The sequence below is a fragment of the Micromonospora fiedleri genome (assembly GCF_016774385.1).
GTDB classification, from domain to species: domain Bacteria; phylum Actinomycetota; class Actinomycetes; order Mycobacteriales; family Micromonosporaceae; genus Micromonospora; species Micromonospora gifhornensis.
Genome location: NZ_JAETXL010000007.1, coordinates 49,649 through 76,479, shown reverse-complemented (window position 1 = coordinate 76,479; position 26,831 = coordinate 49,649). Strand labels below are relative to the sequence as shown.

The window sequence follows — 26,831 nt, the reverse complement described above, 5'->3', positions numbered from 1 at the left end:
CGAGGCCAGGGGGGAGGTGCCACGGGTGTCGTCACGGATCCACCTCCCGAGCGGCTGGGTGACGTTCGTCTTCACCGACATCGAGGGTTCCACCCGACTGGCACAGCTGCTCGGCCCCGGATACCGGCCGGTGCTGGCGGAACACCGCCGGCTGCTGCGCCGCACCATCGCCGCCACCGAGGGGGCGGAACTGCTGACCGAGGGTGACTCGTTCTTCCTGGCCTTCGGCGACGCCGGTGCCGCCCTGACCGCGTGCCTGACCGCCCAACGTGCGCTGCGCGAACACGAGTGGCCCACCCCGGAGGCGGCGCCCCGGGTACGGATGGGCCTGCACACCGGTTGGGCCGAGCCGCGCGACGGCGAGTACGCCAGCCCTGAGGTGCATCGGGCCGCCCGGGTGGCCGCCGCCGCCCATGGCGGTCAGGTGCTCTGCTCGGCGGCGACCGCGCAGCACGCCGATCCGTTGCCGGCCGGTGCGTCCCTGCTCGACCTCGGGCTGCACCGGTTGCGAGGGTTCGACGACCGGGAGCGCCTCTTCCAACTCGTCGCCGCCGGACTGGAGCTGCAGTTCCCGCGGCCGCGTACCGCCGACGCGGAGGCGCACAACCTGCCCGTCCAGGTCACCTCGTTCATCGGCCGGCAGGCCGAGCGAGCCGAACTCCGACAGCTTGTCGCCCGGCATCGCCTGGTCACCGTGCTCGGCGCCGGTGGCGGTGGCAAGACCCGGCTGGCCGTGGAACTCGCCACCGACCTGGTCGAGGAATACCCGGACGGCGTCTGGTTCGTCGACATCGCCTCGGTCACCGATCCGGGGCTGGTGGCCTTCGCGATCGCCGCCGTCCTCGGGCTGCGTCCGGAGCCGGGCCGCCCGATGGTCGACACGCTCGTGGAGTACGCGGCCAACCGTCGGATGCTGATCGTGCTGGACACCTGCGACGCCCAACCGGCGGCCTGCGCGGACGTGGTGACCCGGTTGCTGGCCGGCGGGGGTGGGGTTCGCGTGCTGGCGACCACCCGGGAACCGCTGGCGCTGCCCGGTGAGGTGGTGTGGCGGATTCCGCCGCTCTCCGTCGACCCGTCCCCCGACGGTACCGAGAGCGACGCGGTCGCGTTGCTGCTGGACCGTACGGCGGCGGCCCGGGGTGGCCGACAGCCGGATCCGGCGGAGTCTGCCGACCTGCGTCGGGTGGTACGGCGGCTGGACGGTCTGCCGCTGGCCATAGAGCTGGCCGCCGCCCGACTGCGGGTGCTCTCGGTCGGGCAGCTCGCCGAACGGCTCGACGATGTGCTCGGCACCCTCGACGCCGGTCGGGACGACCCACCGTCGTCGGCCGCCGGTGTGCCGGTCGGCAGCTGGGGTGACGGTGCCGGAGCGGCCGAACACGACCGGCCGGAGCGGTCGGCGCGGACGGCGGTCGAACGGCACCTGACCATGCAGGCGACCGTGACCTGGTCGTACCGGACGCTCGGCCCACGCGCCGCGCGGCTGCTGCGCTGGCTGGCGGTCTTCGCCGGCCCGGTGGATCTCGACACCGTGGAGTGGCTGCTCGGCGACGATCCACTGGACCCGCTCTCGGTGCTGGTGGACAAGTCCCTGGTCCTGGCCGAGCCGCACGCCTCGGGCTACACCTACCGGATGCTCGATCCGATCCGGGCGTACGCGGCCCGCCGGCTGATCGAGGCGGGCGAGGAGCAGGACGCCCGGAACCGGCACGTGGCCTGGTCCGTGCACGCTCTGGAGCAGGCCCATCTCGGCACCGACGGGCAACCGGTGACCCTGTCGCTGTACTCGCTGGATCCCCTGGCCGGTGAGTTGCGCGCCGCCCTGCGCTGGTGCGCCACCGGTGGCAGCGCGCGGATCGGGCTGCGGTTGGCCGGTGGCCTGGAGCAGTGGTGGCGTGAGCGTGGGCTGGCGCGGGAGGGCCGGCTCTGGCTGTTCCGCCTGTACAGCCGGATCGCGGAAACCGGCGAGGTGATCCCGGAGGGGGAGCTGGCGGCGGCGTACCACCTGCACTCACTGCATGCCGGCGCCGACGGCGAGTACGCCGAGGAGCTGCGGTACTCGCAGCGGGCGGAGGCGGCGGCCCGGCAGGCCGGCGACGTCGGCCTGCTGGCCCGGGTGCTCGCCGGGCGGGCCGCCGCGCTCGTCGACATGGGGCAGTTCGCCGAGGCCGAGCGGATCTGCCGGGAGGTCATCGACTGGGCGCACGACCAGGGGGTGGAATCCGAGGCGTTGTTCGCCGTGTGTCGGCTCGCCGAGTTGCTGTGGCTGCGCGGCGCGTTGGACGAGGCGGCGGAGCTGCTCGGCGCAGCCCGACCGGTCGAGGCGGCCCGGCCGGTCGAGCGGGGCCGCCGGTCGGTGGACATGCTCCTTGGCATGGTCGCGTTGGCCCGCGGTGACCTGGTGGCCGCGCACGAGCACCTGCTGGCGGCGTTGCGTTCCCGGATGAACCACGGCTTCCACGGCCGCGCCTGCGACACGTTGAACGCCATCGCCGTACGGTGTGCCGTCGGGGGTGCGCCACTGACCGCGGCCCGTCTGTTCGGTGCGGCGCAGGCGACCCGCGCGAGTCTGCGCTCGACGCCCGGGATCTACGACGCCTACTGGACGCAGCAGCAGGTCGCGCTGCGACGTGTCCTGGGCGACGCCACCTTCGACGAGGCGTACGGCGAAGGTGCCGAGTTCGGCCTCGACGAGGCGGTCGCGTTGGCGCTCGGTGTCGAGCATCCGGATCTGGCGGCCGATTCGGCGCGCTTCGCGAGACGGGCCGGGGCCGGTGTGCCCCGCCAGTCGGCTGCCACTGCCGATCGCCACAGCGAACACGCCTGAAGCGGTTCGTCGACGCGGGCCCACCGGCTCACACCGGTGCCGGGCCCCCGGTCGGGGACCCGGCACCGGTACGCGGTCAGAGTCGGGCGCGGCGCTCGGCGTCGGCCTTCATCCGGGCGGCCCGGTCGATGTCGGCCTGTTCGACGGCGGCAACCGAGCCGAAGATGGAGACGGCCTGGTAGTAGGTCCAGGCGAGGCTGGTGCAGGCCGGCCGGACGACGGAGTTGTAGGTGGCGCAGACCCGCTTCAGGTCCTCGTAGAAGGCGCTGTCCAGGCGGGACTTGTTGGCGCTGAACTGGCCGACCGCCTTGTAGTTGCGGTAGCCGAAGTCGTGCCGGAAGCAGGAGAGGGAGAAGTTGAATCCGAGCGGGTTGTCCGGGCTGGACGAGCAGTAGTCGGTGGACCAGTCGAACTTGTACTCCGCCCAGGCGGCGCGGTTCTGCCGGGCCGAGTTCCAGGCGTTGTAGCTGCTGACGCTGGTCTGTGTCCAACTCGACAGCACGGACAGCTTCTGTGCCGCGGTGGGGGCCGCTGCCGCGGGGGAGGCGGTGGCGAACGCGGTGAGCAGCGCGAGAATGCCCGAGGTGAGGAGGGTGGCGAGTCGTTTGAGCACGAGGGGGACCTCCGCTGGGGGTGTGCGGTGGACGGGTGGTTACCGGCGAGTCACCGGCTTCATCAGTGTCGATCAATGCGCTGACGGCTGGGTGTTACTCGCGGGAAATATTGATGACCTGCGCTGAAACAGACGAATGCCCCGGGAGTCAGGTGCTCCCGGGGCATTCGCCACCTGCGTGGCGTACCGACCTAGTCGAAGAAACGAGCCATATGGGTGGGGGAAGGGCCGTCGTCGTCGGGCCCGAGCGGGGTCAGGTCCGCGAAGATCGAGGCGCCGTCGGTGCCGGCGTGCAGCGGATACCAGCGGGGTGTGCCCGGCGGGCGCATGACGCAGACACCCTTGATCGTCTGTACGTCCAGCAGGCGGACATGGGTCGGATCGGCCACCGCGTTCACGTGGCCCCACCACGGGCTCATCACGTGCAGTACGCCGCCCGGGCGGAGCACCCGGTGGCACTCGTCCAGCAGTGGCAGGAAATCGATCAGGTGCTCCAGGATGTGCACCGCGAAGAGCACGTCCACGGAGTCGTCGGCGAGCGGGAGCGAACCCGACAGGTCGGCCACCGCATCCACCCCGGGCGCCGGGAAGATGTCCAGCCCAAGGTTGCCCGGCCACTGCTTGGTGGCCCCGCACCCGAGGTCCACCACCACCGGATCGCGCCCGCCCACCCGTACCCGGCACCAGATGCCGAAGACTCCGGCCAGCCGGCCGACCTGGTCGCGTACCAGCCGTAGCTGCGCCGGCTCGTCGACCTCGCCGGTCAGGTGGGCGACGCCCCGGTCGAAGCGCACCTCGACCCGCAGCGAGCGCAGTCGATCGTCGTGACCGACCTGGTCCGCCCACGCCTCGGTGAGGAATCCGTCCACCGCCCGCAGCCGCTCGGCCGAGGGCGGAGTGTGTGCCAACGCCACCATCCAGGCCACCTCCGGCCGCCCGTTACCCGGATCTGTGACCGGTATGCGTCGGATGTCCCAGAAGATCCGCGCGCCTCGGCTCAGGACTCCACGATCCGCCCGGCGGACACCTCCAGCCGGCGGTCGAGGCGTACCGCGTCGAGCATCCGTCGATCGTGGGTCACCAGCAGCAACGTGCCCGGGTAGCTGTCCAGCGCCGATTCCAGTTGCTCGATGGCCGGCAGATCCAGATGGTTGGTCGGCTCGTCCAGCACCAGCAGGTTGACCCCGCGCCCCTGCAACAACGCCAGGGCGGCCCGGGTGCGTTCACCGGGCGACAACGTCGCGGCCGGACGCAGCACGTGCTGCGCCCGCAGACCGAACTTGGCCAGCAGCGTCCGCGCGTCGGCGGGCGACAGATCCGGTACGGCCGCCCGGAAGGCCTCCAACAGGGGTACGTCCCCGAGGAACAGCCCTCGCGCCTGGTCCACCTCGCCGACGACCACCCCCGGGCCGAGCGCGGCCTGACCGCCGGTCAGCGGCAGCCGGCCGAGCAGGGCGCCCAGCAGGGTCGACTTGCCGGACCCGTTCGCCCCGGTCACCGCCACCCGGTCCGCCCAGTCGATCTGGAGGTTCACCGGCCCGAGAGTGAACTCGCCCCGGCGTACGACGGCGTCGCGGAGGGTGGCCACCACGGCGCCGGCGCGGGGTGCGGCGGCGATCTCCATCCGCAGTTCCCACTCCTTGCGCGGCTCCTCCACCACGTCCAGCCGTTCGATCAGCCGCTCGGTCTGCCGGGCCTTCGCGGCCTGCTTCTCGCTCGCCTCGGAGCGGAACTTGCGGCCGATCTTGTCGTTGTCGGTGGCCTTACGCCGGGCGTTACGGACACCCTTGTCCATCCACGACCGCTGGGTCCGGGCACGCGCCTCCAACGACGCCTTCGTGTCGGCGTACTCCTCGAACTCGGCGCGTGCCTGGCGGCGCGCCACCTCCCGCTCCTCCAGGTACGCCCCGTACCCGCCGCCGAACTGGTTGACCTGCTGCTGATGCAGGTCCAACTCCAGCACCCGGGTCACCGTCCGGGACAGGAACTCCCGGTCGTGACTGACCAGCACCGTGCCGGCCCGCAACCCGGTGACGAACTGCTCCAACCGGTCCAGACCGGCCAGATCCAGGTCGTTGGTGGGCTCGTCGAGCAGGAACACGTCGTACCGGCTGAGCAGCAGTGAGGCCAGCCCGGCGCGGGCCGCCTGACCACCGGAGAGGCCGGTCATCTCCTGATCGAGGTCGACGGTCAGCCCCAACTCGGCGGCCACCTCCTCGGCCCGCTCGTCCAGATCCGCCCCGCCCAGGCCGAGCCAGCGCTCCAGGGCGTCCGCGTAGGCGTCGTCCGCGCCCGGCGTACCGGCGGTCAGCGCCTCGGTCGCCGCGTCCAGAGCGGCCTGCGCGCCGGTCACCCCGGTGCGCCGGGCCAGGAACGCCCGTACCGTCTCGCCGGGTCGCCGATCCGGCTCCTGCGGCAGGTGCCCGATGCTCGCGCCGGGCGGGCTCACCGTGACGCTGCCGGCCTCCACCGGCAACAACCCGGCAAGGGTACGCAGCAAGGTCGACTTGCCCGCACCATTCGGCCCGACCAGGCCGATCACGTCGCCCGGAGCCACCACCAGGTCCAACCCGGTGAACAGACTCCGGTCCCCGTGGCCAGCGGCAAGGTCCTTGACGATCAGCGTTGCGCTCACAAGCAGCCGAGCCTACCCGTGGACCCGTCAGCGGTCGGCGGATTAACCGTCCGGCCCGTCCCTCGTCGCCCACCTGCCGCCGGTTCGCGGGTCGGTCGAGGGTGGTTGCGGTGACCTGCCGTGCCAGCCGGCGGTGCACGAGGCAGACTCACGGTCGTGCAGACCACTCTGGCGATCGACTGCGGCGGCGGTGGGATCAAGGCGTCCGTGCTCGACGGCGCGGGCACCATGCGAGCGCAACCGCTACGGGTGCCCACGCCGTACCCGCTGCCGCCGGAACTGTTCGTCAAGACCCTGCTCGACCTGGGGACCCGGCTGCCGTCGGCGGACCGGGTCACGGTCGGGATGCCGGGCATGATCCGCCACGGCGTGGTGGTGGCCACCCCGCACTACGTGACCCGCTCCGGCCCTCGCAGCCGCGTCGACCCGACACTGCTCGCCGAGTGGTCCGGGTACGACGCGCGCACCGCCCTCGCCGGCGCGTTCGGGCTGCCCACCCTGGTGCTCAACGACGCCGAGGTGCACGGTGCCGGGGTGGTTGCGGGTACCGGCTGCGAACTGGTGCTGACCCTGGGCACCGGGCTGGGCAGCGCGCTGTTCGACGGCGGGCGGCTCGCACCGCACCTGGAGCTGTCGCACGCCCCGGTGCGCTGGGGCACGACGTACGACACGTACGTCGGCGAACCGGAACGCCGTCGCCTGGGCGACGCGTTCTGGTCCCGGCGGATCCGGCAGGTGGTCGACGGGTTGCGCCCGGTGTTCCGCTGGGACCGGCTCTACCTCGGCGGCGGCAACTCCCGACTGATCCGCCCCGAACAGCTCGCCCGGATGGGCGACGACGTGGTCGTGGTCCCCAACAGCGCCGGCATCGTCGGCGGCGTCCGCGCCTGGGACCTCGCCCCCGTGTAAGGGCCCCTCGCCCGCCGCCGGGCGCGCAAGGAGCGGCCGGGGAACACTCGCGGTACGTCCGGTGTTGTGCCAGCGTCGGGACAGTGCTGCGGCACGGAAGGGGTGGTCGGAGTGGATCTTTTGACCGAGTACCGGCGGGCGACCCTGTTCTTCGAGTCGGGCGACCCGACCGGAGCGGCCCGGCTGCTCGAACCGATCATCGAGGCCGAGCCGGACAACGCGGCGGTACGGCAGCTGCTGGCCCGGGCGTACTTCCAGTCCGCCCAGCTCGGCCGCGCCGAGGAGCACCTGCGGGAGCTGGTCGACCGCAACCCCAGCGACCACTACGCCCACCACGTGCTGGGCCGGACGCTGGAACGGCTCAACCGGCACACCGACGCGCTGCGCCACCTGCGCATCGCGGCGGCCATGCACAACGCCAACAACGACTACACGACCGCCCTGCGGCGGGTCGAGACCCGGCTCGGCGCACGCGCCCGCTGAGCACCGGCACATCCGAAGGGGCAGCCCGCACGGGCTGCCCCTTCGGCGCGTCCGGACCGGCCACCGCCCTGCCTACCATGGCTCCCAAGGGAACCGACCGGACGGTGGACGCGGCATGAAACTGAAGCTGGACCTGCACGAGATCTTCAACAAGGGCCACGACATCGACCGCGCGCTGCGCGGGATCATGGACGAGGCGGTGGCGAAGAAGGCCACCCTCGTCGAGATCATCCCCGGCAAGGGCTCCGGCCAACTCAAGAAGCGGGTGCTGCGCTTTCTCGACCAGAAGGACGTCAAGCAGCTCTACCACCGGGTCGAAAAGGACTCCAAGAATTTCGGCCGCCTCTTCGTCCACTTCCGCTGGAAATAAAGCTGGTCAGTACTGTTCGATGCTGAGCCTCGACGTGGGGGCCAGGTCGGTGCCCTGGCCGGCTCGTACGTAGTCCCAGGCAGCCAGTGCGATCATCGCGGCGTTGTCCGTCGACCACTTCAGTGGCGGCAGGCACAGCTTGACGTCAAGGGATTCGCAGAGCTTGCCGGCGACCTCTCGCAATTGCGGGCTGGCCGCGACACCGCCGACGATGACCAGGGACTCGGAGGGGTATTCGACAAGCGCGCGCTCGCATTTCTGGGTGAGCACGTCGAGGCAGGCGGCCACGAAGGACGCCGCGACATCCGCGGCTTCGAGGTTTGGATCGCTTTCGAGCAGCCGGCGTACCGCCGTCTTGAGCCCGGAGAACGAGAAGTTGAGGCCGTCGCCGAGCATGGGACGGGGCAGCCCGAAACGGTCCTTGCCCTGCAGCGCCAGGCGGTCGATGACCGGGCCGCCCGGATAGCCCAGGCCCAGCATCCGCGCCACCTTGTCGTACGCCTCGCCGACCGAGTCGTCGCGGGTGGAGCCGACCAGGGAGATCGTGTCCTGATCGCGCATGTGGGCCAGCAGGGTGTGGCCGCCGGAGACGAGCAGGATCAGCGCCGGGTAGGAGACCCGGCGCTCGTTCAGGTCGGCGCTGCGCAGGTGACCGCGCAGGTGGTTGATGCCCAGGACCGGAAGTCCCCAGCCCTGTCCGAGCCCGCGTGCGGTGTCCACGCCCACCATCAGCGAACCGATGAGGCCCGGGCCCCGGGTGACACCGATGGCCCGCAGATCCTTGGGCCGGATGCCTGCGTCCTCGATCGCCATGCGTACCGCGGGGATCGCCTTGTCGACGTGGGCGCGGCTCGCCACTTCCGGATAGACCCCGCCGTAACGATCGTGGAGGCTGGCCTGCGACACGATGACCGACGACAATACCGTGCCGTCCTCCGCGACCACGGCAGCCGCCGTGTCGTCGCACGAGGATTCAATTCCCAGAATCAACTCACCGGTCGACATTCAGCATCCTCAGGATTTCGGTCTCGGACACCACCCCAACCCGCTCCACGACAGGTGGATCTTTTCGGCAGTTCACCAGTGTGGAAGGCACCTTGGACAGCGGCCCTCGGTCAACTGTCACATCGGGTTCGAACAGCAGTGAAGACAGGATGGATGGCACGTTTTCGTGGGTCGGGCCCCCGCTGATGTTAGCGCTGGTGACCAGGAGCGGCCCGGTCTGCGCCAGGATGGTGAGCATCGCCGGATGCGCCGGTATGCGAACCGCCACCTCGTCCCGCCCCACCAGCCAGGCCGGGCGCCGGCCGTCATCGACGAAGCCGACGGCCAGCGTGAGCGGGCCAGGCATGTACGGCGACTCAAGGCAGCGCGAGCATGCCTCGTTGATGTCGACTCCCAGCTCGCTCAACTGCTCGCCGGAGCCGACCATGACGGGAAGGTTCTTCTCCCGAGGGCGGCCTTTCATGGCGAACAGCCGGTCGATCGCCGTCGGGCTGTCCGGGCGTACCGCGAGCCCGTAGACGGTGTCCGTCGGCAGGAGGGCGACCCCTTCCGCCAGGATGATCTCCGCCGCCCTGGTCAACTCGTCGGGGTCACTCATAGGAACACGTCCGATTCCTCGGTCAGCGGACCCACCGGGCCGGGCGACATGCGCTCCTCGCCCGCCTGTGCCATCGCGAGAAGCGTGCTGGCGTCAGGTGCTGCCGGACCGCCGTCCTGCACCTTCAGGCTGGTCGATACGTCCGTCATCTCGGGCCGGTACGCGCCGACCACGGTCAACGCGTCGAAGCCCTGCGCGGTCAGGGAGTTGGCCAGCTCGTCGACGATGACCCAGTAGTCGCCTCGCCTGAGCGTGGCCGGTCGGCCGGGGACGTAGATGCCGGCGTAGACCTCGCTGCTGGCGACACCGCGGGCCGGGCGCAGCGCCAGCACGGGCGAATCCGCCGGTACGGAATGGGCCATCACGCTCAGCGAATCCGTGGCGAACATCGGCAAATCCAATGCGTACGCCAGACCGTTGGCGTACGCGACACCCGCACGAACCGACGTGAGGTTTCCCGGGCCGATGTCCACCGCGATCGCGGCGAGGTCGCTGCTGCGGATGCCGGCCTCGGCGAGAGCCTTGTCCACGAGTCCGGCGATGCCGTCGAAATCCGGCTCGAAGCGGGTGGTCGTCAGCCTGACGCTGGCCGCACTGTCGGTGCCGATGGCGACGGAGTAATCCTTGGTGGACGTCTCGATCGCAAGAATGGCTTTCACTTTACCGCCTGGGTGATTCGACGCTCTAGCTCTTGCAGGACCGGCTGCCAGCGCTGGCATTCCGACGACAGGGTGAAAGTCCGAACCTCAGAACCGGGTTGGGACGCGATTTCCACCTGGAGATGACACGGGAACTCCCCGGAGACCAGGTCGCCCCATTCGACGAGCGTCACGCACTCGTCGGCGTAATCGGCCAACCCCAGATCGCGGTATTCGGCGACGCTGGAGAGTCGGTAGGTGTCGACGTGGAGGACCGTTGTCTCGGTGCCTCGGTAGAAGTTCGCGAGCGTGAAGGTCGGGCTGGTGACCTCGTCGGTGCAGCCGAGTGAATCGGCCAGTGCCTGCACGAAGGCGGTCTTTCCCGCACCGAGATCCCCCCGAAGCAGCACCACGTCCCCGGCGGAGAGACATGGTGCGAGGGCAGCCGCCAAGGCATGAGTCTCCGACAGACTCTTGGCGACATACTCCAAGCTATCCATCATCACCCCAAATTCTCCGGGTCGCGGTTCCAGACCATTTCGATCTTTGATCTTTCAAGCTTGCGGCTACACATGTTACCCGGCTAAGGACTGGATACCTCTGGGCAGGATCGCCGGGCGGTAGGCCCAGGTGAGTACGTTGCGCTTCCCCGCACTCGCCGTAGCGGTCGACGTCACAGGGCATAGGTGCGGGCCACGGCGAGCATCTCGGAGCTGTGCGAGCCGACCACGCCGACGCCCGCAGGGCGAGGGCGGAAACCGGGCAGCGCGTCGAGGCCGTCGCTGACGTCCGTCGCCCGCAGCGCGACCTGCGCTGCCGACGGTACGACGGTCAGGACGACCTCGAACCCCTCCGTCGGTGGGGCGTGGAAGACCACGCCGAAGCCCCACCGACCCTCGCGCTGCTCGACCGGCACCGGGCGACCGGCCACCTGAGCGCTGCGGACCACCGCCGTCGAGGTGTCCACGTGCAGGGTGGCCAGGCGTACCTGCCGTTGGGGGGTGAACCGCAACCGCAGGGTGCGCTCCCCGGCCGTGCCGGTGTCGGACAGCACCTCCAGCCGGGGCGCGGGCAGGTCGGCGGCCTGCGCCGGACCGCCGAGCAGCTCGTCGCGGCCGAGGCCGGGAAAGTCGTCGGCGATGGAGACCGTGGTGTCGACGTACTCCGAGGTCCAGGGTTGTGGGTCGGATTCGAGGCTGAGCCAGCGGGCCTGGCCGGTGCCGGCGTCCAGGGCGTACATCAGGTGGGTGGGTGCGGGATGCGCGGCGTCGAACCGGTCGGCGGCGACCCCTACCCCGGCGAGCACCGCCGCCGCCAGCGCGGCGGCGCCGGCGGGCAGCGCACCGCGACGGCGGGCCCGCAACGCGTCCATGCCCCGCTGACCACCGGCCTCCGGATGCAGCAGGTCCACCACCGGCAGCGCGGCCAGACCGAGCAGTACCGCGAACAACGCCGCGACACCGCCCATCGCCATGCCCAGCGCCGGGAAGAGCAGCACCACGGTCGGTAGCAGGATGACCACCGCCACCGCACCGGCCAGGGTCACCGCGATCACCGGCAGCGGGCCGTCGATGCGGGCGGCCACCGCGACCAGCCCGGCGAGCACGCCGGCCAGGGCAGGCAGAGTCGCCAGGTACGCCCCACCCGGCACCAGCACCGCGAGCAGTACGCCGAGCAGCGCCAGCCAGCCCAGTCCGCCGATGGCCAGCGCGGCGGGACCGATCCGACGGCGGGTCAGCGCGTACCAGGCGAACAGCACGGCGGCGGCGAGCGCCAGCACGGCCAGCCGGTACCAGATCGGCCGGTACGGGTCGAGCAGCATGGCGTTGCCGGGCCGGATGACGCTGATCGCGGCCCAGAGCAGCTGAGCGCCCAGCGGGGCGACCACGATCGGTACGAGGGCCAGCCCGAACCCGGCGGCCAACCGACCACCGGTGACCCGACCTCGACGCCGCGCCCACCAGCCGAGGACGATCACCCCGGCGAGCGCGAGCAGCGCCAACGGCAGCACCAGCGGCCCGGGGTAGCGGGCCAGACCACCGGGGATGGGGAAGTAGGTGGCGTCGTGGTCGGCGGCCAGGTCGGCCAGGTCGATCCGGCCGAACTCGCGGGCCAGGCCGAGCGCGTTGGCGCCGTGGTGCTGGAGGCTGGCCCGGTCCATCGACTCGGGGGTGTCCAGCGGGGTGTGGTAGATCGCGCCGCCGTCGAGGTAGGCCGAGTTCAGCCCGACGAATCCATGGTCGAGGAAGGCGGTGAAGTCGGTGTCGTTGGGCAGCGCGCGGTAGACCTCCACGGCGAACGAGGTGCCGACGGGATGCGGCGCGGCCCGGCCGAAGACGTCGACCAGCGCGGCGTTCTCCGGCGAGGTCTCGAACATGATCACCGGCCCGGTGCTGCCGCGGGCCTCCAGGTTGAGCACGACGCCCTTGCCGGCGGCCAGCGGATGGTCGGCGGCGAACACCGACGCACCGCACAGGCACGCCTCCTCGGCGTCGGTGAAGACGAATACGAGATCGTTTCGGGGGCGCGGGCCGCTGGTCAGCGCCCGGGCCACCTCCAGGATGGCGGCGACGCCCGCCGCGTTGTCGTTGCCGCCCGGCCCGGTCTGCACCGCGTCGTAGTGGGCCACCAGGAACACCGTGCCGGTCGGGTCGGTGCCGGCCAACCGGGCCGTCACGTTGCGTACGCGGGCCAGCGTGGCGCCACCCGCGGCTCCGCTGAGTTGACCGGCCTCTTCGGCGACGGTGTCCTGCACCTCGGGGGTCAGCCCCAGCGCGCGTAGTCGGGCTTCCAGATAGGCCCGCACCTCGTCGTTGGCGGCGCTGCCGGCGGGGTGCCGCTGGCGCGCGACGACCGACACGTGCTCGTACGCCCGATCGGCGCTGAACTCGTCGCGCGGTGCGTCGGCCGGGCGGGGTGCGGGGGGACGGATGGCGAGCAGCGCGAGCGTGCCGACGGCGGCGAGGGCGACCAGGGCGGCGAGCGCGGCGACCAGGCGGTGACGCGGTCGGGACAGGGCACGATCGGCGGCGGGGGGTGCGCCCACGACAGGCTCCTCGGGGGGTGGGGTGGGTGCACATCATCCTCTATGTCGCCCCAGGGCGCTCCGTCGTGTTGTGTGCGAACGTTGTCTAATACAGGATCAGCAGGGCACTCGGAAGGAGCCCGACATCAGCAGCGATCTCCCGCCCGTCGCGGCGGTGGGCCGGCCGCACCGAGGGACCGCCAAGACCGGTCCCTCAGTCGTGTCATGGCCATATCCGCAAGGTGGCCTGGGCGGCAATCCCAACCTGCCGCCCGGCGAACGGCTGCGGGTGCTGCTGGTCGAGGACGACGAGGGCGACGCCTTCCTCGTCGGCGAGTTGCTGGCCGAGACGAACTCCGGGATCGACCTGCTGGTCGCCACCAGTCTCAGCGAAGCCCGTCGACGGATGGCGGGGGTGGACTGCGTCCTGCTGGACCTGGGTCTGCCCGACGCGCAGGGGCTGGACGGCCTGCGGCAGGTGTTGGAGATGTCCGGCAGCGCCGCCGTCTGCGTGTTGACCGGCCGCAGCGACGAGCACCTGGGCATCGTCGCGGTCGCCGAGGGCGCGCAGGACTACCTGGTCAAAGGCCAGGTCGACGGGGTGCTGCTGACCCGGGCGCTGCGCTACGCGGTGGAGCGCAAACGCGCCGACGAGAATGCCCGCCGGCTGCGCGAGGTGGAGCTGCGGCAGGCCGAGTCCGCTCGGTTGGAGCGAGGTCTGCTGCCCCAGCCACTGATGTCGACCGACAAGATCGCCGTGCACACCTTCTATCGACCCGGTCGGCATGCCGCCCTGATCGGGGGTGATTTCTTCGATGTTGTGCAGACCCGTCCCGATCAGGTCGACCTGATCGTCGGCGACGTGTGCGGGCACGGGGTGGACGAGGCGGCGCTCGGGGTCGAGCTTCGGGTCGCCTGGCGGGCGCTGATCCTGGCCGGGGTGCCGGACGACGAGGTGCTGCCCGCGCTGGAGCAGGTGCTGATGAGCGAACGCCGGCTCCAGGAGATCTTTGCCACGGTCGCGACGGTACGCCTCGACCTCGACGGCAACCGGGGGACCGTACGGCTGGCCGGCCACCCTCCGCCGGTCCTGCTCGCCGGGGGCAAGGTGGCGCCGGTGCCCGCGCCGGGCGGACTGCTGCTCGGCGTACGACCCCGGCGTCCGGTCGCCTTCGATCTGGAGTTCGACACCGAGGACTGGTCACTGCTGATGTACACCGATGGTCTGATCGAGGGCCGGGTGGGCGAGGGCGACGAGCGCCTTGACGTGCCCGGACTGACCCGACTGTTGCAGGAACCGGACAGCCGCCACGTCGCGCTGCCCGCGCTACCGGCCTGGCTGGTCGGGCGCGCCGAGCAGCTCAACGGCGGCCCGTTCGCCGACGACGTGGCGATGCTGCTGGTCACCCGGGGCGGTGGCCGATGAGCGTCGACGTCAGCTGGTGGACGCTGCGCCGCCGGGTGCTGGCGCTGCTCGGGGTGGCCGGCGTGCTGCTGCTCAGCGTCGCCGTGGCCGAGGCGGTCGTCGCCACCAAGAACCGCGAGTACACCGACGTGCTCCTGGTGGAGGTCGGCCCGCTGCGGGTGCAGGGCCAGGAGATGCTCAACGCCCTGCTCGACCAGGAGACCGCCGTACGCGGCTATGCGGTGACCGCCGATCCGGAGGACCTCGCCCCGTACGAGCAGGGTCTGGCTCAGGAACGGGCGACCGCGCAGGAGATCCGGAAGCTGTCCGCCAAGTACCCCGCGATCGTGGCGGACCTTGAGGCGGTGCAGCAGCAGGCGGACGAGTGGCGGCGCGGCGTGGCCCAGCCGGTGATCGAGACGACCCGGACCGAGGGCACCGACGCCGGCCAGGCGCTGCTGACCGACGAGGCGCGACAGCGGTTCGACGAGGTGCGTGGTGCGGTCTCCGCGCTCCAGGACGAGATCCTCACCGCCCGGGAGGCCACCGCCGACAACGTGGAGCGGACCGGCAACCTCCTGGTCATCCTGCTCATCGTCGCCGCGCTCGTGGTGGCCACGGCCGGCATCGCCCTGCTGCTGGCGCTGGACCGGATGGTGCTGCGCCCGCTGACCGGCCTGGCCGGGCAGGTCAGAGAGGTAGTTACGGGTGACTACGCGCACCGGATCGTCGGCACCGGGCCGCCGGAGTTCCAGACCCTCGGCGCGGACGTGGACGCCATGCGCCAGCGGATCGCGGCCGACCTCGCCGAGGTACGCGAGGCACGGGAGCGCATCGAGTGGGTCAACGCCCAGTTGCAGAAGCAGGCCGAGGAGTTGACCCGGTCCAACCGTGACCTGGAGCAGTTCGCCTACGTCGCCTCGCACGACCTCCAGGAGCCGCTGCGCAAGGTGGCGAGCTTCTGCCAGCTGCTGCAACGCCGGTACGCGGGCCGCCTCGACGAGCGGGCCGACCAGTACATCGCCTTCGCCGTGGACGGCGCCCAGCGGATGCAGCGGCTGATCAACGACCTGCTGGCGTTCTCCCGGATCGGTCGGCTCACCGCAGGCTTCACCGAGGTCGACCTGAACAGCCTGATGGCCGACGTCGCCGCGCAGACCGAACCGGCCCGGCAGTACGCCGACGCCGAGCTGACCTGGGGCAACCTGCCGGTGATCCGGGGCGAGGAACCACTGCTGACCAACCTGCTGGTCAACCTGGTCAGCAACTCGGTCAAGTTCCGTCGACCCGACGTACCGCCGAAGGTGCATGTCTCGGCCCGGCTGGTCGGCGAGGAATGGGAGATCAGCTGCCAGGACAACGGCATCGGGATCGAGCCGGAGTTCGCCGACAAGATCTTCGTGATCTTCCAGCGGCTGCACGCCAAGGACGCCTATCCGGGGACCGGCATCGGGCTGGCCATCGTCAAGAAGATCGTGGAGTACCACGGCGGTCGGGTCTGGGTGGACACCGACGTACCCGAGGGCACGGCGATCCGGTTCACCCTGCCGGCCATGCCCGGCGACGTCGAGGCCGCCCGGCAGAGCGGCCAGCCGACGGGCGCGGCGGAGCCGGATTCGGACCTGGCCGACCGTGACGCATCACCGGCCGTCGGCGAGCAGGCCGGCGGTGACGGTACGGTCAGCGTGGACGCCGACACGGATTCGGCTGCCCGATCGGCCGACGACGCGGCAGCGGACACCGCCGGGGCGCGGCCGGCCGACGTGGCCCGCCAGGGCGGCGCGGACGCAGCCACCGGCGAGGCGCCCGGTAGGGGTGGGCGGTCGGGTAGCGGTGACACAGGTGGGATGAAGGAGGCGGTGGGATGACCGCGCCAGCGGACGGCAACAGCCCGATCGAGGTGCTGCTCGTCGAGGACGACCCGGGTGACGTGCTGATGACCCGGGAGGCTTTCGAGGAGCACAAGCTGCGGAACCGGCTCAACGTCGTCTCCGATGGCGCCGAGGCGCTGGCCTACCTGCGCCGCGAGGGCCAGTACGCCGACGCGGTGCTGCCGGATCTGATCCTGCTCGACCTGAACCTGCCGCGCCGGGACGGCCGGGAGGTGCTGGAGGAGATCAAGAACGACGAGCAGTTCCGCCGGATCCCGGTGGTGGTGCTGACCACCTCCCAGGCCGACGAGGACATCCTGCGCAGCTACCAGCTGCACGCGAACGCGTACGTCACCAAGCCGGTGGACTTCGAGCGGTTCATCTCGGTGGTCCGACAGATCGACGAGTTCTTCGTCAGCGTGGTGAAGCTGCCGCCGCGTGGCTGACACACTGCTCGACGACGTCGCCGGGCTGCTGCGGGAGACCGCCGACCGGATCGTACTTCCGTTGTTCCGTCACCTCGACGACGCCGACGTGACCGAGAAGGCCCCCGGCGAACTGGTCACGGTCGCCGACCAGCGGGCCGAGGAGGCGATCGCCGCCGGGTTGCGTCGACTCCGACCGAACTCGCTCGTGGTGGGCGAGGAGGGCGTGGCGGCGGACCCGAGCCTGCTGCGTCACCTGCGCACCGCCGGAGACGTGTGGCTGGTCGACCCGATCGACGGCACCGCCAACTTCGCGGCCGGACGCCGCCCGTTCGCCCTGATGATCGCCCTGCTCACCGCCGGTGAGCCGGTGGCCGGCTGGATCTTCGACCCGCTGGCGGACACCCTGGCGACGGGCTGGCTGGAGACCGGCGCCTACCTCGACGGCAACCCGCTGCGCCTGCCGACCGACGCGCCGCCGATCGGCGAGCTACGGGGCGCGGCGATGACCAGGTTCCTGCCGCCCTCGTCGCGGCGAACCGTCGAGGCGGGCGGCGCACAGGTCGGCGAGTTGCTGCCCGGCCAACACTGCGCCGGCCGGGAATACCTCGACCTGCTCACCGGTGACCAGCAGTTCGTCGTCTTCTGGCGCACCCTGCCCTGGGACCACGGCCCGGGCACCCTGCTGGTACGGGCCGCCGGCGGGGTGGCCCGCCGCTTCGACGGCACGGACTACCACCCCGCCGACACCACCGAAGGCCTCCTGGTAGCCACCAACGAAGAGATCTGGCACCAGGTCCAATCCACCCTCCTCCCCACTCGCCCCTAACCCACCGGCCCCGCGCCCCGCGCCCTTCGCCCCGCTCTCCGCGTTGATCAAGAAGTTCTGGTCGCCCTCAGCCCGGATCTCGACCAAAACCTCTTGATCACGCGGCAGGTCGGGCCGCGGGCGGGCCGGCGGGCCACCAGGGTTCGGGCCGGCGGGTCGGTCAGCGCAGCAGGTTGCCTGATGGGCCGCCCGCGGGGTGGTAGTGCGGGGGTGTGGTGGGCGGAGGGTTAGGTGGCCGTTGCGGTGGGTGGGTAATTGACGGGTGTGGGGGTCGGGGGACTGGTCGGGCAGGGCGGTTCCGGTATTCTGACCGGCGGTCTACCACCAGCAGGCCGCCGATCGGCGCCGGCGGGGGCCGCCGCCGCGCAGTGATCTCACCGGGGGGCCGGCGGACGACGAAAGGATGCTTTCGTGCGCAGGTCCATGCCCGTGCGGCGGCGCTTACATCGGCCGCTGATCACCCTGCTCGCCGCCGTGGCGTTGCTGCTCGGCGTCGGTGCCGTCCCGGCGTACGCCGAGCCCAACGAGGGGGGCAGCAAGAAGCTGCGGGACACCTTGGAGGCCACCGCCAAGGCGCACATCGAGGCCAAGCGCAAGCTCGACGGCTCCAAGAAGCGTCAGAAGAAGATGGCCAAGGAGCTGTCCGAGCTGGAGGGGCGGCTGTCCGAGCTGAGCGTGATGGTCGGTGAGGTGGCCGCACAGTCGTACCGGATCGGTCGGCTCAGTGCCGCCGCCGCGCTGCTGGACAGCGGCACCCCGGAGGCCTTCGTGCAGCGGGCCGCCAGCCTCGACATGATGGCCCAGCGGGACGGCCGTCGGGTGCGCGAGCTGACCGAGGCCCGCGAGCAGACCCGGCAGGCCAAGCTCGCGATCAACGCCGAGGTGCGGGAGCAGACCAAGCAGCTCGCCGTGATCGCGAAGAAGAAGAAGGAGACCGAGGCGGCGCTGGCCGCGGTCAGCTCGGGTACCAGCGGCGGCTTCAGCGGCGGCAGCGCCACGTCGGCCAAGCCGGCGCCGCGCAACGCCAACGGCTCCTGGCCGTCCGAGTCCTGCTCGGTGAACGACCCGACCACCTCCGGCTGCATCACGCCACGCACCCTGCACGCGCTCCAGCAGACCAAGGCCGCCGGATACAAGCGGTACGTCTCCTGCTACCGCAGCGGTGGTTCCGGTGAGCACCCCAAGGGTCGGGCCTGTGACTTCTCCGCCGCCACCAACGGCTTCGAGAACCGCACGGCCACCGGCGGGGACAAGGCGTACGGGGACAGCCTGGCCGCCTGGCACGTACGCAACGCCGACCGGCTCGGTGTGCTGTACGTCATCTGGTACCGGCAGATCTGGCATCCGGGCACCGGCTGGCGAGCGTACGGCGGCAGCGGCAGTCCCGCCGCAGACCACACGAACCATGTTCATCTCTCGATGTACTGACCCGCGGCCGGTTACGGGCTGCGTACCATCGCCACGATGAACTCTCCATCACCTGACGTCGCGGCACCCACCGCGTCGGCCGAACCGGCGACCCCACGGGCGCTGCCCAACGGGCTCGCCGCGTTTCTGGTCTTCTACTCCAGCGGCGCCGTCCTGGTCCTGGAGACCGCCGCGCTGCGCCTGGTCGGGCCGTACGTCGGGGTGACGCTGCAGGTGACCAGTTCGGTCATCGGCATCGCGTTGGCCGCCATCGCGTACGGGGCCTGGGCGGGCGGCTGGCTGGCCGACAAGCGCAATCCGCGTACGCTGCTGGCCCCGGCTCTGGTGCTCTCCGGCATCGCCACCGCGATCACCCTGCCGGCGGTGCGCTACGCGGGTGAGGTGCTCAAGGGTGACACCGCCAGCGCGATCCTGTTGCTGGTCGCGGTGGCCGTGTTCGCCCCCGCGATGCTGCTGTCCGCGGTCACCCCGCTGGTGGTCAAGCTGCAACTCGCCGACCTGCGCCGCACCGGCCAGGTGGTCGGTCGGCTCTCCGGCATCGGCACGCTGGGCGCGGTCACGGCCACCCTGGTCACCGGCTTCGTGCTGGTCGCCGCGCTGCCCAGCACGGTCATCCTGTTCGGGCTGGCCGCCTCGCTCGGCATCACCGGCATCGCCCTCGGCGTGTACCTGCACCGCCAGGACCGGGCGACGCTGCCCGGCCCGGCCCGGGTCAAGGCCGCGTTGGCGGTGCTCGGCCTGGCCGGCGCGGGGCTGACCATGATCGCGCCGAACCCGTGCGACGTGGAGACGGCGTACCACTGTGCCCGGGTCGAAACCGATCCCGGCCGCGAGAGCGGGCGGACGCTGCTGCTCAACTCGGCCCAGCACTCGTACGTGGATCTCGCCGACCCGACCCACCTGGAGTACGCGTACACCCGGTGGATCGGGGCGGTGGCCGATGTGATGGCCCCCGAGGGGCAGCGGCTCGACGCGCTGCACCTGGGCGGGGGCGGGTTCACCGTGCCGCGCTACCTGACCGCCACCCGGCCCGGCACCGACAACCTGGTCTTCGAGCTCGACGGCGGGCTGGTCGCCCTGGGCGAGCAGCACCTCGGCGTACGCCAGGGGCCGGATCTCGAGGTGATGGTGGGCGACGCCCGGCTGTGGACGGCCCGGCAGGCGACGGACAGCCGGGACTTCGTGGTCGGTGACGCGTTCGGGCATCTGGTGGTGCCCTGGCACCTGGCCACCCGGGAGATGGCCGCCGACATCAGGCGGGTCGTCCGCCCCGGCGGGGTGTACGTGCAGAACGTCATCGACTATCCGCCGCTGCGGTTCATCCGCAGCGAGGTGGCCACCGTCGCCGCCGAGTTCCGGCATGTCGCGCTGGTCGCCCCGCCGGAGGCGCTGGCCGGCGAGCGGGGCGCGAACTTCCTCATCGTCGCCTCCGACGCGCCGTTGCCGCTGGCCGCGCTCCGCGCCCGGCTGGACGCCGACAACGAGCCGGTCAGCCTGCTCAGCGGCGGAGACCTGACCGACTTCATCGGTGACGCGCTGGTGCTCACCGACGACTACGCACCGGTGGACCAACTGCTCGCCACCGCCTGATCGGGTGACATCCTTGACCGAATCCGCTCAGAAAGGTGTAGCGGGGTTCGCTTCGGGCAACAAGGCCGACCATGGGTGCAGAGGTACGCAGGGGCGCGCAGCTGCTTGGTGAGCGGTACCGGTTGATCGAGCAACTGGGCACGGGCGGGATGTCCGTCGTCTGGCGTGGCTACGACGAGGTGCTGGGCCGGCAGGTCGCGGTCAAGGTCCTGGCGTCCCGGCTGGCCAGCGACCGGGCGTTCCGCCACCGGATCCGCAGCGAGGCCCAGGCCGCCGCCCGGCTCTGCCACCCCAACATCACAAACGTGTACGACTACGGCGAGTCCCAGCAGGTCGGCCTGACCGTGCCGTACGTGGTGATGGAGTTGATCGACGGCGCGCCGCTGACCGCCCGACTCTCCGGCGTGGGCGTCCTGCCCTGGCGGGAGGCGGTGACGATCGCGGCCGAGGTGGCCTCCGCGCTGGCCACCGCACACGCCCGTGGCGTGGTGCACCGCGATGTGACCCCCGGCAACGTGATGCTCACCGCGACCGGCGTGAAGGTGGTCGACTTCGGCATCTCGGCGTTGGTGGGGGAGAGCGAGAAGAGCGCGGACGGCACGCTGCTCGGCACGCCCGCCTACCTCGCCCCGGAACGCCTCGACAACGGTCAGGTCAGCCCCGCCACCGACGTGTACGCGGTGGGTCTGCTGCTCTACCGGATGCTGACCGGCCGGCTGCCCTGGCAGGCCGACACGACCACCCAGATGTTGCGGGCGCACATGTACCGCGAACCGGACCCCATGCCGACGGTGCCGGAGTTGCCCGCCGGGGTCGCCGAACTGGTGCACCGTTGCCTGGCCAAGCGCCCGGCGGACCGGCCCGGTACGGCCGAGCTGGCCGGTACCCTCGCCGAAGCGGTCGGCAAGATCCCGGCCGTGCCGGTGTCGCTGACCGACCAGCGAACCGATCCGATGCTGCTGGCCAGCGCCGGAACCACCATCCTGCCCTGGTCGGTGGCGACGGACGCGCTGCCGCTGACGGGTCTGCGTACCGCTCGACGGCGGGACCGTCGACGTCGGGTCGAGGCGGGGGTGGCCGCCGTCGCGCTGATGGCCGTCACCGCGGCGGTGTGGGGAGTCACCTCCCGCAGCCCGGCCAGCGGCGGCATCGACCAGCCCACCCAGGCTCGGATGGGCGGCGAGGACCGGATTCCGTGCCAGGTGTCGTACGCGCTGCGCAAGGACTCCGGCAAGGACTTCACCGCCGAGTTGAGCCTGACCAACACCGGCGACCGGGAACTGCGGGACTGGACGGTCCGGTTCGCCTTCCCCGGTGGGCAGCAGGTGACCGGGGCGAGCCCGGTGCCGGCCCGCCAACAGGGGCACGCGGTCGCGGTCCAGGCCGCCCCGGAGCATCCGGCCCTGAAGCCCGGCGCGACCGAGAAGTTGCGCCTGACCGGGACGTACACCGGGACGAATCCGCTGCCGGTGGAGTTCCGCCTGGGTGACGAGCAGTGCGGGGTGCAGGTGTCCGGCATCGCCGGCAGCGCACCGACCCCGAAGCCGGTGAAGGCGGCCGGCGGCAAGGCCGGTTCCGGTGGCTCGGACAAGGCGAAGACCAAGCCGGAGAAGGCCAAGCCGGGCAAGAAGGCCGAGCCGGGTAAGAAGGACACCCCTGCCAAGAAGAAGGGCCCCGACAAGAAGGAGCAGCAGGCCAAGGGGACTCCGGCGAAGGGGAAGCCGGAGAAGACCAAGGCGGCCAAGCGGGGCAAGCCGAAGACGCCGCCCGGCAGGAAAGCCTGAGCGATCGGGTCAGGTCAGCGAAGCGAAAGCCTGAACCTGATCGATGGTTCCCTCGACGATGACGATGTCGTCGGGGCCGAGCAGCAGGCTGTCGGAGACGTAGCGATAGCGCTGCTCGGCTGGCCGCTTGATCCCGATGATCCGTATCCCGTAGCGGTCGAGCAGTTGCTGTTCGCTGACGCGATGCCCGGCCACCGGGGCGGGCACGTGCATCTTCGCGATGGCGAAGGCGTCACCGAACTCCATGAAGTCGAGCATTCGGCTGGCGATCAGATGGGCCATCCGCTCGCCGGTCTCCTTCTCGGGAAAGATCACGTGTTGCGCGCCGACCGCTGACAGGATCTTCGAATGCTGCGTCGAGGTGGCCCGCGCCCAGATCTGCGGCACGCCCAACTCGACAAGCGCGAGCACGGTGAGCACGCTGGACTCCAGGGAAGCGCCGATGGCCACCACGACCCGGTTCAGGTCGGCCACCCCGAGTTGGCGTAACGCCTGGTCGTCGGTGGAATCGGCCTGCGCAACCTGGTCGAGCAGGGCCGACCATTTCTGCACCCGCCGGGAATCACGGTCGATGGCGAGCACTTCGTGACCGAGAGCGCTGAGCGATTCGGCCAGCCGGGAGCCGAACCGGCCGAGGCCGATCACGGCGATGCCATCCGTGTTCGGTTTGCTAGCCGACAATGGGTTGCTCCTCTGGATAGCGGTAGAGCCGGTGACGGGTGTTCAGGGCGATCGCCGAGCCGAGCGTGAGCGGACCGACCCGGCCGATGTACATCAGCACGGTCAGCAGGAGAAGGCCGCTGTCCGGCAGGGCCGACGTCACGCCGGCCGACAGACCGGTGGTGCTGAACGCCGAGGTGATCTCGAACAGCGCCGAGTGGAACGGCACCTTGTTGGTCACGGCGATCAGCAGGGAGGTGCCGACGGCCACGATCGCGACGCTGAGCAGGCTGACCGTGACCGCCTGCCGCTGGCTGGCGGTGGCCACCCGCCGGTGCCCGACCGTGACGTCCGGCTCGCCCCGGATCTCCGCCCAGATGACGAAGGCGAGCAGGAAGAAGGTGGTGACCTTGATGCCTCCGGCGGTGCTCGCGCTGCCACCACCGATGAACATCAATCCGGTCAGCAGTGGATAACTCTCCTCCCGCAGGCCGGTGGTGGACACCACCTCGATCCCGCCGGTACGCGACAGCGCGATCTGGGTGAACGCGGCGAGCAGCTTGTCGGTGACGGCGTACTGGCCGATGGTCCGGGCGTTGCCCCACTCGATCAGCAGGAACGTCAGGAAACCGAGGCCGACCAGAGCGGCGCTGCCCCAGATGGTCAACTTGGTGGCGACCGCCCACCGGGTCGGTCGGCGCCACTCGCGGGCCGCCTCGAACAGAGCCGGAAATCCGAGGCCGCCGATGATGCTGCCGAGCGCCAACGGCAGGCTCACCCACGGGTCGCGGGAGAAGGACAGCAGACCGTGCGGGTAGAGCGAGAAGCCGGAGTTGTTGAACGCCTGGATGGCGTGGAAGCCGCCCGACCACAGGGCACGCCCCAGCGGGTAGTCGTAGCCCAGCCAGAGCCGCGCGGTGACGATGGCCGTCATCACCGTCTCACAGACCAGCACCGTCCCACCGATGTGCAGCAGCAGGCGACGGAGGTTGCCGATCCCGTACTCCAGGGTCTCCGCCTGCACCAGCATCCGGTTGTGCAGACCGAGCCGCCGGGACACCGTCAGGATCACCAACGCGGCGCCGGTGAGGATGCCCAGCCCGCCGATCTGCGTGAGCACCGTGATCACGATCAGGCCGGGGGTGGACCAGAATCCCGGTGTGTCCACGACGGCCAGCCCGGTGACCGAGATCGCCGAGGTGGCGGTGAACAGTGCGGTGAGCGTCGGCGCCGCCTCGTGGCGGACCGTCATCGACGGCAGCATCAGCAGGCCGGTGCCGATTCCGATCGCCAGGAGGAAAGCGAGCGGCACCAGCCGTACGGGGTGACGAAGGAACCGGCGCACCAGACAATCCTCTGATTTCAACCGATCCCGAACTGCGGAAATCGAAATCCCGAGGATTCACCGGGGGGCTGAGGACCGCCCCTGAGCGGGGTGGTCCTCAGCCGAGCCGGATTCAGGACCGTGCGTCTCGACGACGTCGCATGGCGACGAATGCGGTACCGAGCAGTACCGACCCGACGCCCAGAACGGCGAGGAAGACGAGGCTGCCGGTGCCACCGGAGCCCCCGGTGATCGGCAGGTGGCTCTTGGTGGGCGTCGGCGTCACCGTCGGCGTGACGGTCGGGGTCGGCGTCGGCGTAACGGTGGGGGTCGGCGTCGGAGTGGGCGTGGGCGTGGGGGTCGGAGTGGGGCTGGCCGCGCAGGTGTGGGTGAGCACGAACTGCAGGCCCGGATCGGGGTCGCCGGTCACCACCGCCGTCGCGTCCAGCAGCGTCCAACCGGCGGGCAGGATGATCCATGCCTTGCTGGTGCCGATCCGGACGATGGCGCTGTCTTCCGCGTCGGGGATCGTCACGGTGGTGGTGCCGTCGTCCGGGATGCTGAAGGTTGCGGTGACCGAGACGAAGTCCCGGGTGTTGCTGGGCAGGTTGAAGACCCAGACATCCTGGTCCGGGTACGGTCCGCCACCAAGGTTGGGGTCACAGTCCTGCGTGAAGTCGGCGGCCGTCGTCGGCACGTTCCCCGGGTTGATGCTGATTGTCGTGGTGTTCGGCTCCGGCTGCGGTTGTGCCTGTGCTGCCACCGCCGTCCCGAGCAGCAGCGCTCCGGCTGCAGTGCCGGCGGTGGCCAGCCGGGCGAGCGTCCTTCTCATTTCTACCCCCGTAGGTCGTTCCGGCACCAAGTGGTGCCAGCGGAGAAGGTAGCGGGGTCAATGGTCGCTATGGGTAGATTCACCTATTAATTCCCAAACTTGCCCGGTGTCCCTCGATTCACGGATGGGATGTGGCCTCGGCGTCGGGGCAGCTGATGGCGGGCGGCGACACACGATCGCTGCTGGCCGTGGGATCTCGGGCCATAGCTTGGCCGGCTCGTCACCGCCTCATCGTCATCGCTGTAACCGGAAGCCACCCACCTCTGGCTACTTGTGTGCTTCCGCCACATAGCCCGTGGGTGACGTCACTTCTAGCGTGAGCCGACACATAAGGTTTCCCTCCCTCTGAGTCCTCACGTGGAGTCGCAATGACGGTCCGGACGACACGGCGGGTGTTCCTGTCCGCCGCAACGATGATGGCCGCGACGATGGTCGCCACGGCCTGTGGCAGCCCGCAGGACACCGCCAACGGCGGTGGCGACAGCGCCGCGCCGGTGAAGGTTGGCCTGGTCTACTCCCAGTCGGGTGCGCTGGCCAGTTACGGAAAGCAGTACATCGAAGGGTTCCGGGCCGGTCTGGATTTCGCCACCGGCGGCACCAACAAGGTCGGCGACCGGGCGATCGAGATCACCGAGGTCGACGACGCCGGTGACCCGGCGAAGGCGGTCTCCGCGGCCAAGGACCTGATCGGCAAGGGCAACAAGATCATCGCTGGCTCGACGGCGTCCGGTGTGGCGCTTCAGGTCGCCCCGATCGCCGCCCAGAACAAGGTGCTGTTCATCTCCGGCCCGGCCGCCACCGACGCGGTGACCGGCGCGAACAAGTACACGTTCCGCTCCGGCCGGCAGTCGTACCAGGACGTGGTGACCGCCAAGTCGTTCATCGGTGACCCGACCGGCAAGAAGGTCGTGGTGTTCGCCCAGGATGGCGCCTTCGGTGACGCCAACGAGGCGGCGGTCAAGGCCGTGATCGGGGGCGCCGGGGCGACCGTCAGCGCGGTTCGGGCGCCGGCCAGCGCCACCGAGTTCACCCCGTTCGCCAGCCAGATCAAGTCCGCCAAGCCGGACCTGATCTTCGTCGCCTGGGCCGGCACCACCGCCCCGGCGATGTGGCAGACGCTGGACCAGCAGGGCGTACTCAGCTCCACCACGGTCGTCACCGGCCTGGACATCCGGGCCTCCTGGCCCACCTTCGGCGCGGCCGGTACCAAGATCTCCTTCCTGTCGCACTACTTCGACGGGGCCAGCGACACCGAGGCGGCCAAGGCCGCGAAGGCGAAGATCCCCGGTGGCACCCTCGACCTGTTCCACCCGGACGGCTTCGCCGCCGCCCAGATGGTGGTGCGGGCCGTGCAGGAGGGCGGCGACGACGTCGAGAAGATGATCACCGCGCTGGAGGGCTGGAGCTTCGAGGGCGTGAAGGGCACCATGACCATCCGCGCCGAGGACCACGCTCTGCTCCAGCCGATGTACCAGGCGAGCCTGACCGGCAGCGGCGACGCCTTCACCGCCACCGCCCAGAAGGCGCTCACCGGTGACGAGGCCGCGCCGCCGGTCCAGGCGATGAAGGGCTGAGGT

23 protein-coding genes are annotated in these 26,831 nt (G+C 70.8%); 12 read left to right on the top strand and 11 right to left on the bottom strand.

Annotated features, from left to right (window positions below; genetic code table 11):
- Positions 1–25 precede the first annotated feature (25 nt).
- On the top strand, positions 26–2,830 hold the full coding sequence (locus JMF97_RS20110; protein ID WP_203222960.1) for an ATP-binding protein: 2,805 nt from the start codon (positions 26–28) through the stop codon (positions 2,828–2,830).
- 76 nt (positions 2,831–2,906) lie between these two features.
- On the opposite strand, the gene JMF97_RS20105 is transcribed toward JMF97_RS20110, so the two are convergent.
- The 3 genes from JMF97_RS20105 to JMF97_RS20095 all read right to left on the bottom strand — a co-directional run bounded on the left by JMF97_RS20105 (position 2,907) and on the right by JMF97_RS20095 (position 6,078).
- On the bottom strand, positions 2,907–3,443 hold the full coding sequence (locus JMF97_RS20105; RefSeq protein WP_203222959.1) for a phospholipase: 537 nt from the start codon (positions 3,441–3,443) through the stop codon (positions 2,907–2,909).
- Positions 3,444–3,634: 191 nt separating this feature from the next.
- Positions 3,635–4,360 carry a methyltransferase domain-containing protein gene (locus JMF97_RS20100; RefSeq protein WP_203222958.1) on the bottom strand — a complete coding sequence of 242 codons (726 nt, stop codon included), beginning with the start codon at positions 4,358–4,360 and terminating at the stop codon, positions 3,635–3,637.
- 80 nt (positions 4,361–4,440) lie between these two features.
- Positions 4,441–6,078, bottom strand: a complete 1,638-nt coding sequence (locus JMF97_RS20095; RefSeq protein ID WP_203222957.1) for an ABC-F family ATP-binding cassette domain-containing protein — start codon at positions 6,076–6,078, stop codon at positions 4,441–4,443.
- A gap of 156 nt (positions 6,079–6,234) precedes the next feature.
- Between JMF97_RS20095 and JMF97_RS20090 the strand changes: the two genes are divergently transcribed.
- The 3 genes from JMF97_RS20090 to JMF97_RS20080 all read left to right on the top strand — a co-directional run bounded on the left by JMF97_RS20090 (position 6,235) and on the right by JMF97_RS20080 (position 7,840).
- Entirely contained in the window at positions 6,235–6,987 is a 753-nt protein-coding gene (locus tag JMF97_RS20090; protein ID WP_203222956.1) for an ROK family protein, read from the top strand.
- Between the two features lie 111 nt (positions 6,988–7,098).
- The gene (locus JMF97_RS20085) at positions 7,099–7,470 is read left to right on the top strand and encodes a tetratricopeptide repeat protein (RefSeq protein ID WP_013736061.1); all 372 of its coding nucleotides are present in this window, start codon (positions 7,099–7,101) and stop codon (positions 7,468–7,470) included.
- Between the two features lie 115 nt (positions 7,471–7,585).
- Positions 7,586–7,840 (top strand): Smr/MutS family protein, encoded by a 255-nt coding sequence (locus JMF97_RS20080; RefSeq protein ID WP_030329768.1) that lies wholly within the window; start codon positions 7,586–7,588, stop codon positions 7,838–7,840.
- A 6-nt stretch (positions 7,841–7,846) separates the two neighbouring features.
- On the opposite strand, the gene tsaD is transcribed toward JMF97_RS20080, so the two are convergent.
- From tsaD to JMF97_RS20055, 5 genes are all read right to left on the bottom strand, one after another.
- Complete coding sequence (gene tsaD, locus JMF97_RS20075; protein ID WP_203222955.1) at positions 7,847–8,845, bottom strand: tRNA (adenosine(37)-N6)-threonylcarbamoyltransferase complex transferase subunit TsaD; 999 nt, start codon at positions 8,843–8,845, stop codon at positions 7,847–7,849.
- On the bottom strand, positions 8,832–9,443 hold the full coding sequence (locus tag JMF97_RS20070; RefSeq protein WP_203222954.1) for an L-threonylcarbamoyladenylate synthase: 612 nt from the start codon (positions 9,441–9,443) through the stop codon (positions 8,832–8,834). Before JMF97_RS20070 ends, tsaD begins: the two co-directional genes overlap by 14 nt.
- Positions 9,440–10,162 (bottom strand): tRNA (adenosine(37)-N6)-threonylcarbamoyltransferase complex dimerization subunit type 1 TsaB, encoded by a 723-nt coding sequence (gene tsaB, locus JMF97_RS20065; protein WP_203222953.1) that lies wholly within the window; start codon positions 10,160–10,162, stop codon positions 9,440–9,442. The genes JMF97_RS20070 and tsaB overlap by 4 nt, the downstream gene beginning before the upstream one ends.
- Positions 10,099–10,572 (bottom strand): tRNA (adenosine(37)-N6)-threonylcarbamoyltransferase complex ATPase subunit type 1 TsaE, encoded by a 474-nt coding sequence (gene tsaE / locus JMF97_RS20060; protein WP_203222952.1) that lies wholly within the window; start codon positions 10,570–10,572, stop codon positions 10,099–10,101. Before tsaE ends, tsaB begins: the two co-directional genes overlap by 64 nt.
- A gap of 182 nt (positions 10,573–10,754) precedes the next feature.
- Positions 10,755–13,127, bottom strand: a complete 2,373-nt coding sequence (locus JMF97_RS20055) for a M28 family peptidase (protein ID WP_203222951.1) — start codon at positions 13,125–13,127, stop codon at positions 10,755–10,757.
- Between the two features lie 199 nt (positions 13,128–13,326).
- Here JMF97_RS20055 and JMF97_RS20050 point away from each other — a divergent pair, with 199 nt between their 5' ends.
- From JMF97_RS20050 to JMF97_RS20020, 7 genes are all read left to right on the top strand, one after another.
- Positions 13,327–14,532 carry a PP2C family protein-serine/threonine phosphatase gene (locus JMF97_RS20050; RefSeq protein WP_307817012.1) on the top strand — a complete coding sequence of 402 codons (1,206 nt, stop codon included), beginning with the start codon at positions 13,327–13,329 and terminating at the stop codon, positions 14,530–14,532.
- Positions 14,529–16,379 carry a sensor histidine kinase gene (locus JMF97_RS20045; protein ID WP_203222950.1) on the top strand — a complete coding sequence of 617 codons (1,851 nt, stop codon included), beginning with the start codon at positions 14,529–14,531 and terminating at the stop codon, positions 16,377–16,379. Before JMF97_RS20050 ends, JMF97_RS20045 begins: the two co-directional genes overlap by 4 nt.
- A complete protein-coding gene (locus JMF97_RS20040) occupies positions 16,376–16,828 on the top strand; it encodes a response regulator (protein ID WP_013736029.1) in 453 nt (150 codons plus the stop codon). The genes JMF97_RS20045 and JMF97_RS20040 overlap by 4 nt, the downstream gene beginning before the upstream one ends.
- Positions 16,821–17,636, top strand: a complete 816-nt coding sequence (locus JMF97_RS20035) for an inositol monophosphatase family protein (RefSeq protein ID WP_203222949.1) — start codon at positions 16,821–16,823, stop codon at positions 17,634–17,636. The genes JMF97_RS20040 and JMF97_RS20035 overlap by 8 nt, the downstream gene beginning before the upstream one ends.
- Before the next feature lie 423 nt (positions 17,637–18,059).
- Positions 18,060–19,064, top strand: a complete 1,005-nt coding sequence (locus JMF97_RS20030) for a coiled-coil domain-containing protein (protein ID WP_203223218.1) — start codon at positions 18,060–18,062, stop codon at positions 19,062–19,064.
- A 36-nt stretch (positions 19,065–19,100) separates the two neighbouring features.
- Positions 19,101–20,654: a fused MFS/spermidine synthase gene (locus tag JMF97_RS20025; protein WP_203222948.1), complete on the top strand. Its 1,554-nt coding sequence runs from the start codon at positions 19,101–19,103 to the stop codon at positions 20,652–20,654.
- Positions 20,655–20,725: 71 nt separating this feature from the next.
- Positions 20,726–22,438: a serine/threonine-protein kinase gene (locus JMF97_RS20020; protein ID WP_203222947.1), complete on the top strand. Its 1,713-nt coding sequence runs from the start codon at positions 20,726–20,728 to the stop codon at positions 22,436–22,438.
- A 9-nt stretch (positions 22,439–22,447) separates the two neighbouring features.
- On the opposite strand, the gene JMF97_RS20015 is transcribed toward JMF97_RS20020, so the two are convergent.
- The 3 genes from JMF97_RS20015 to JMF97_RS20005 form a co-directional block, all read right to left on the bottom strand.
- Positions 22,448–23,119: a potassium channel family protein gene (locus tag JMF97_RS20015; protein WP_203222946.1), complete on the bottom strand. Its 672-nt coding sequence runs from the start codon at positions 23,117–23,119 to the stop codon at positions 22,448–22,450.
- On the bottom strand, positions 23,109–24,443 hold the full coding sequence (locus tag JMF97_RS20010; protein WP_013736023.1) for a TrkH family potassium uptake protein: 1,335 nt from the start codon (positions 24,441–24,443) through the stop codon (positions 23,109–23,111). Before JMF97_RS20010 ends, JMF97_RS20015 begins: the two co-directional genes overlap by 11 nt.
- Positions 24,444–24,555: 112 nt before the next feature.
- Complete coding sequence (locus JMF97_RS20005) at positions 24,556–25,254, bottom strand: hypothetical protein (protein ID WP_203222945.1); 699 nt, start codon at positions 25,252–25,254, stop codon at positions 24,556–24,558.
- Positions 25,255–25,622: 368 nt separating this feature from the next.
- Between JMF97_RS20005 and JMF97_RS20000 the strand changes: the two genes are divergently transcribed.
- The gene (locus JMF97_RS20000; RefSeq protein ID WP_203222944.1) at positions 25,623–26,828 is read left to right on the top strand and encodes a substrate-binding domain-containing protein; all 1,206 of its coding nucleotides are present in this window, start codon (positions 25,623–25,625) and stop codon (positions 26,826–26,828) included.
- Positions 26,829–26,831: the final 3 nt, after the last annotated feature.

Bases quoted from the DNA above. Each gene is read 5' to 3' on its own strand.
- JMF97_RS20100 (WP_203222958.1), bottom strand. From the start codon at position 4,360: ATGGTGGCGTTGGCACACACTCCGCCCTCGGCCGAGCGGCTGCGGGCG.
- JMF97_RS20080 (WP_030329768.1), top strand. From the start codon at position 7,586: ATGAAACTGAAGCTGGACCTGCACGAGATCTTCAACAAGGGCCACGAC.
- tsaD (WP_203222955.1), bottom strand. From the start codon at position 8,845: ATGTCGACCGGTGAGTTGATTCTGGGAATTGAATCCTCGTGCGACGAC.
- JMF97_RS20070 (WP_203222954.1), bottom strand. From the start codon at position 9,443: ATGAGTGACCCCGACGAGTTGACCAGGGCGGCGGAGATCATCCTGGCG.
- tsaB (WP_203222953.1), bottom strand. From the start codon at position 10,162: ATGCCAGCGCTGGCAGCCGGTCCTGCAAGAGCTAGAGCGTCGAATCAC.
- JMF97_RS20045 (WP_203222950.1), top strand. From the start codon at position 14,529: ATGAGCGTCGACGTCAGCTGGTGGACGCTGCGCCGCCGGGTGCTGGCG.
- JMF97_RS20040 (WP_013736029.1), top strand. From the start codon at position 16,376: ATGACCGCGCCAGCGGACGGCAACAGCCCGATCGAGGTGCTGCTCGTC.
- JMF97_RS20030 (WP_203223218.1), top strand. From the start codon at position 18,060: ATGCCCGTGCGGCGGCGCTTACATCGGCCGCTGATCACCCTGCTCGCC.
- JMF97_RS20025 (WP_203222948.1), top strand. From the start codon at position 19,101: ATGAACTCTCCATCACCTGACGTCGCGGCACCCACCGCGTCGGCCGAA.
- JMF97_RS20020 (WP_203222947.1), top strand. From the start codon at position 20,726: ATGGGTGCAGAGGTACGCAGGGGCGCGCAGCTGCTTGGTGAGCGGTAC.
- JMF97_RS20005 (WP_203222945.1), bottom strand. From the start codon at position 25,254: ATGAGAAGGACGCTCGCCCGGCTGGCCACCGCCGGCACTGCAGCCGGA.
- JMF97_RS20000 (WP_203222944.1), top strand. From the start codon at position 25,623: ATGACGGTCCGGACGACACGGCGGGTGTTCCTGTCCGCCGCAACGATG.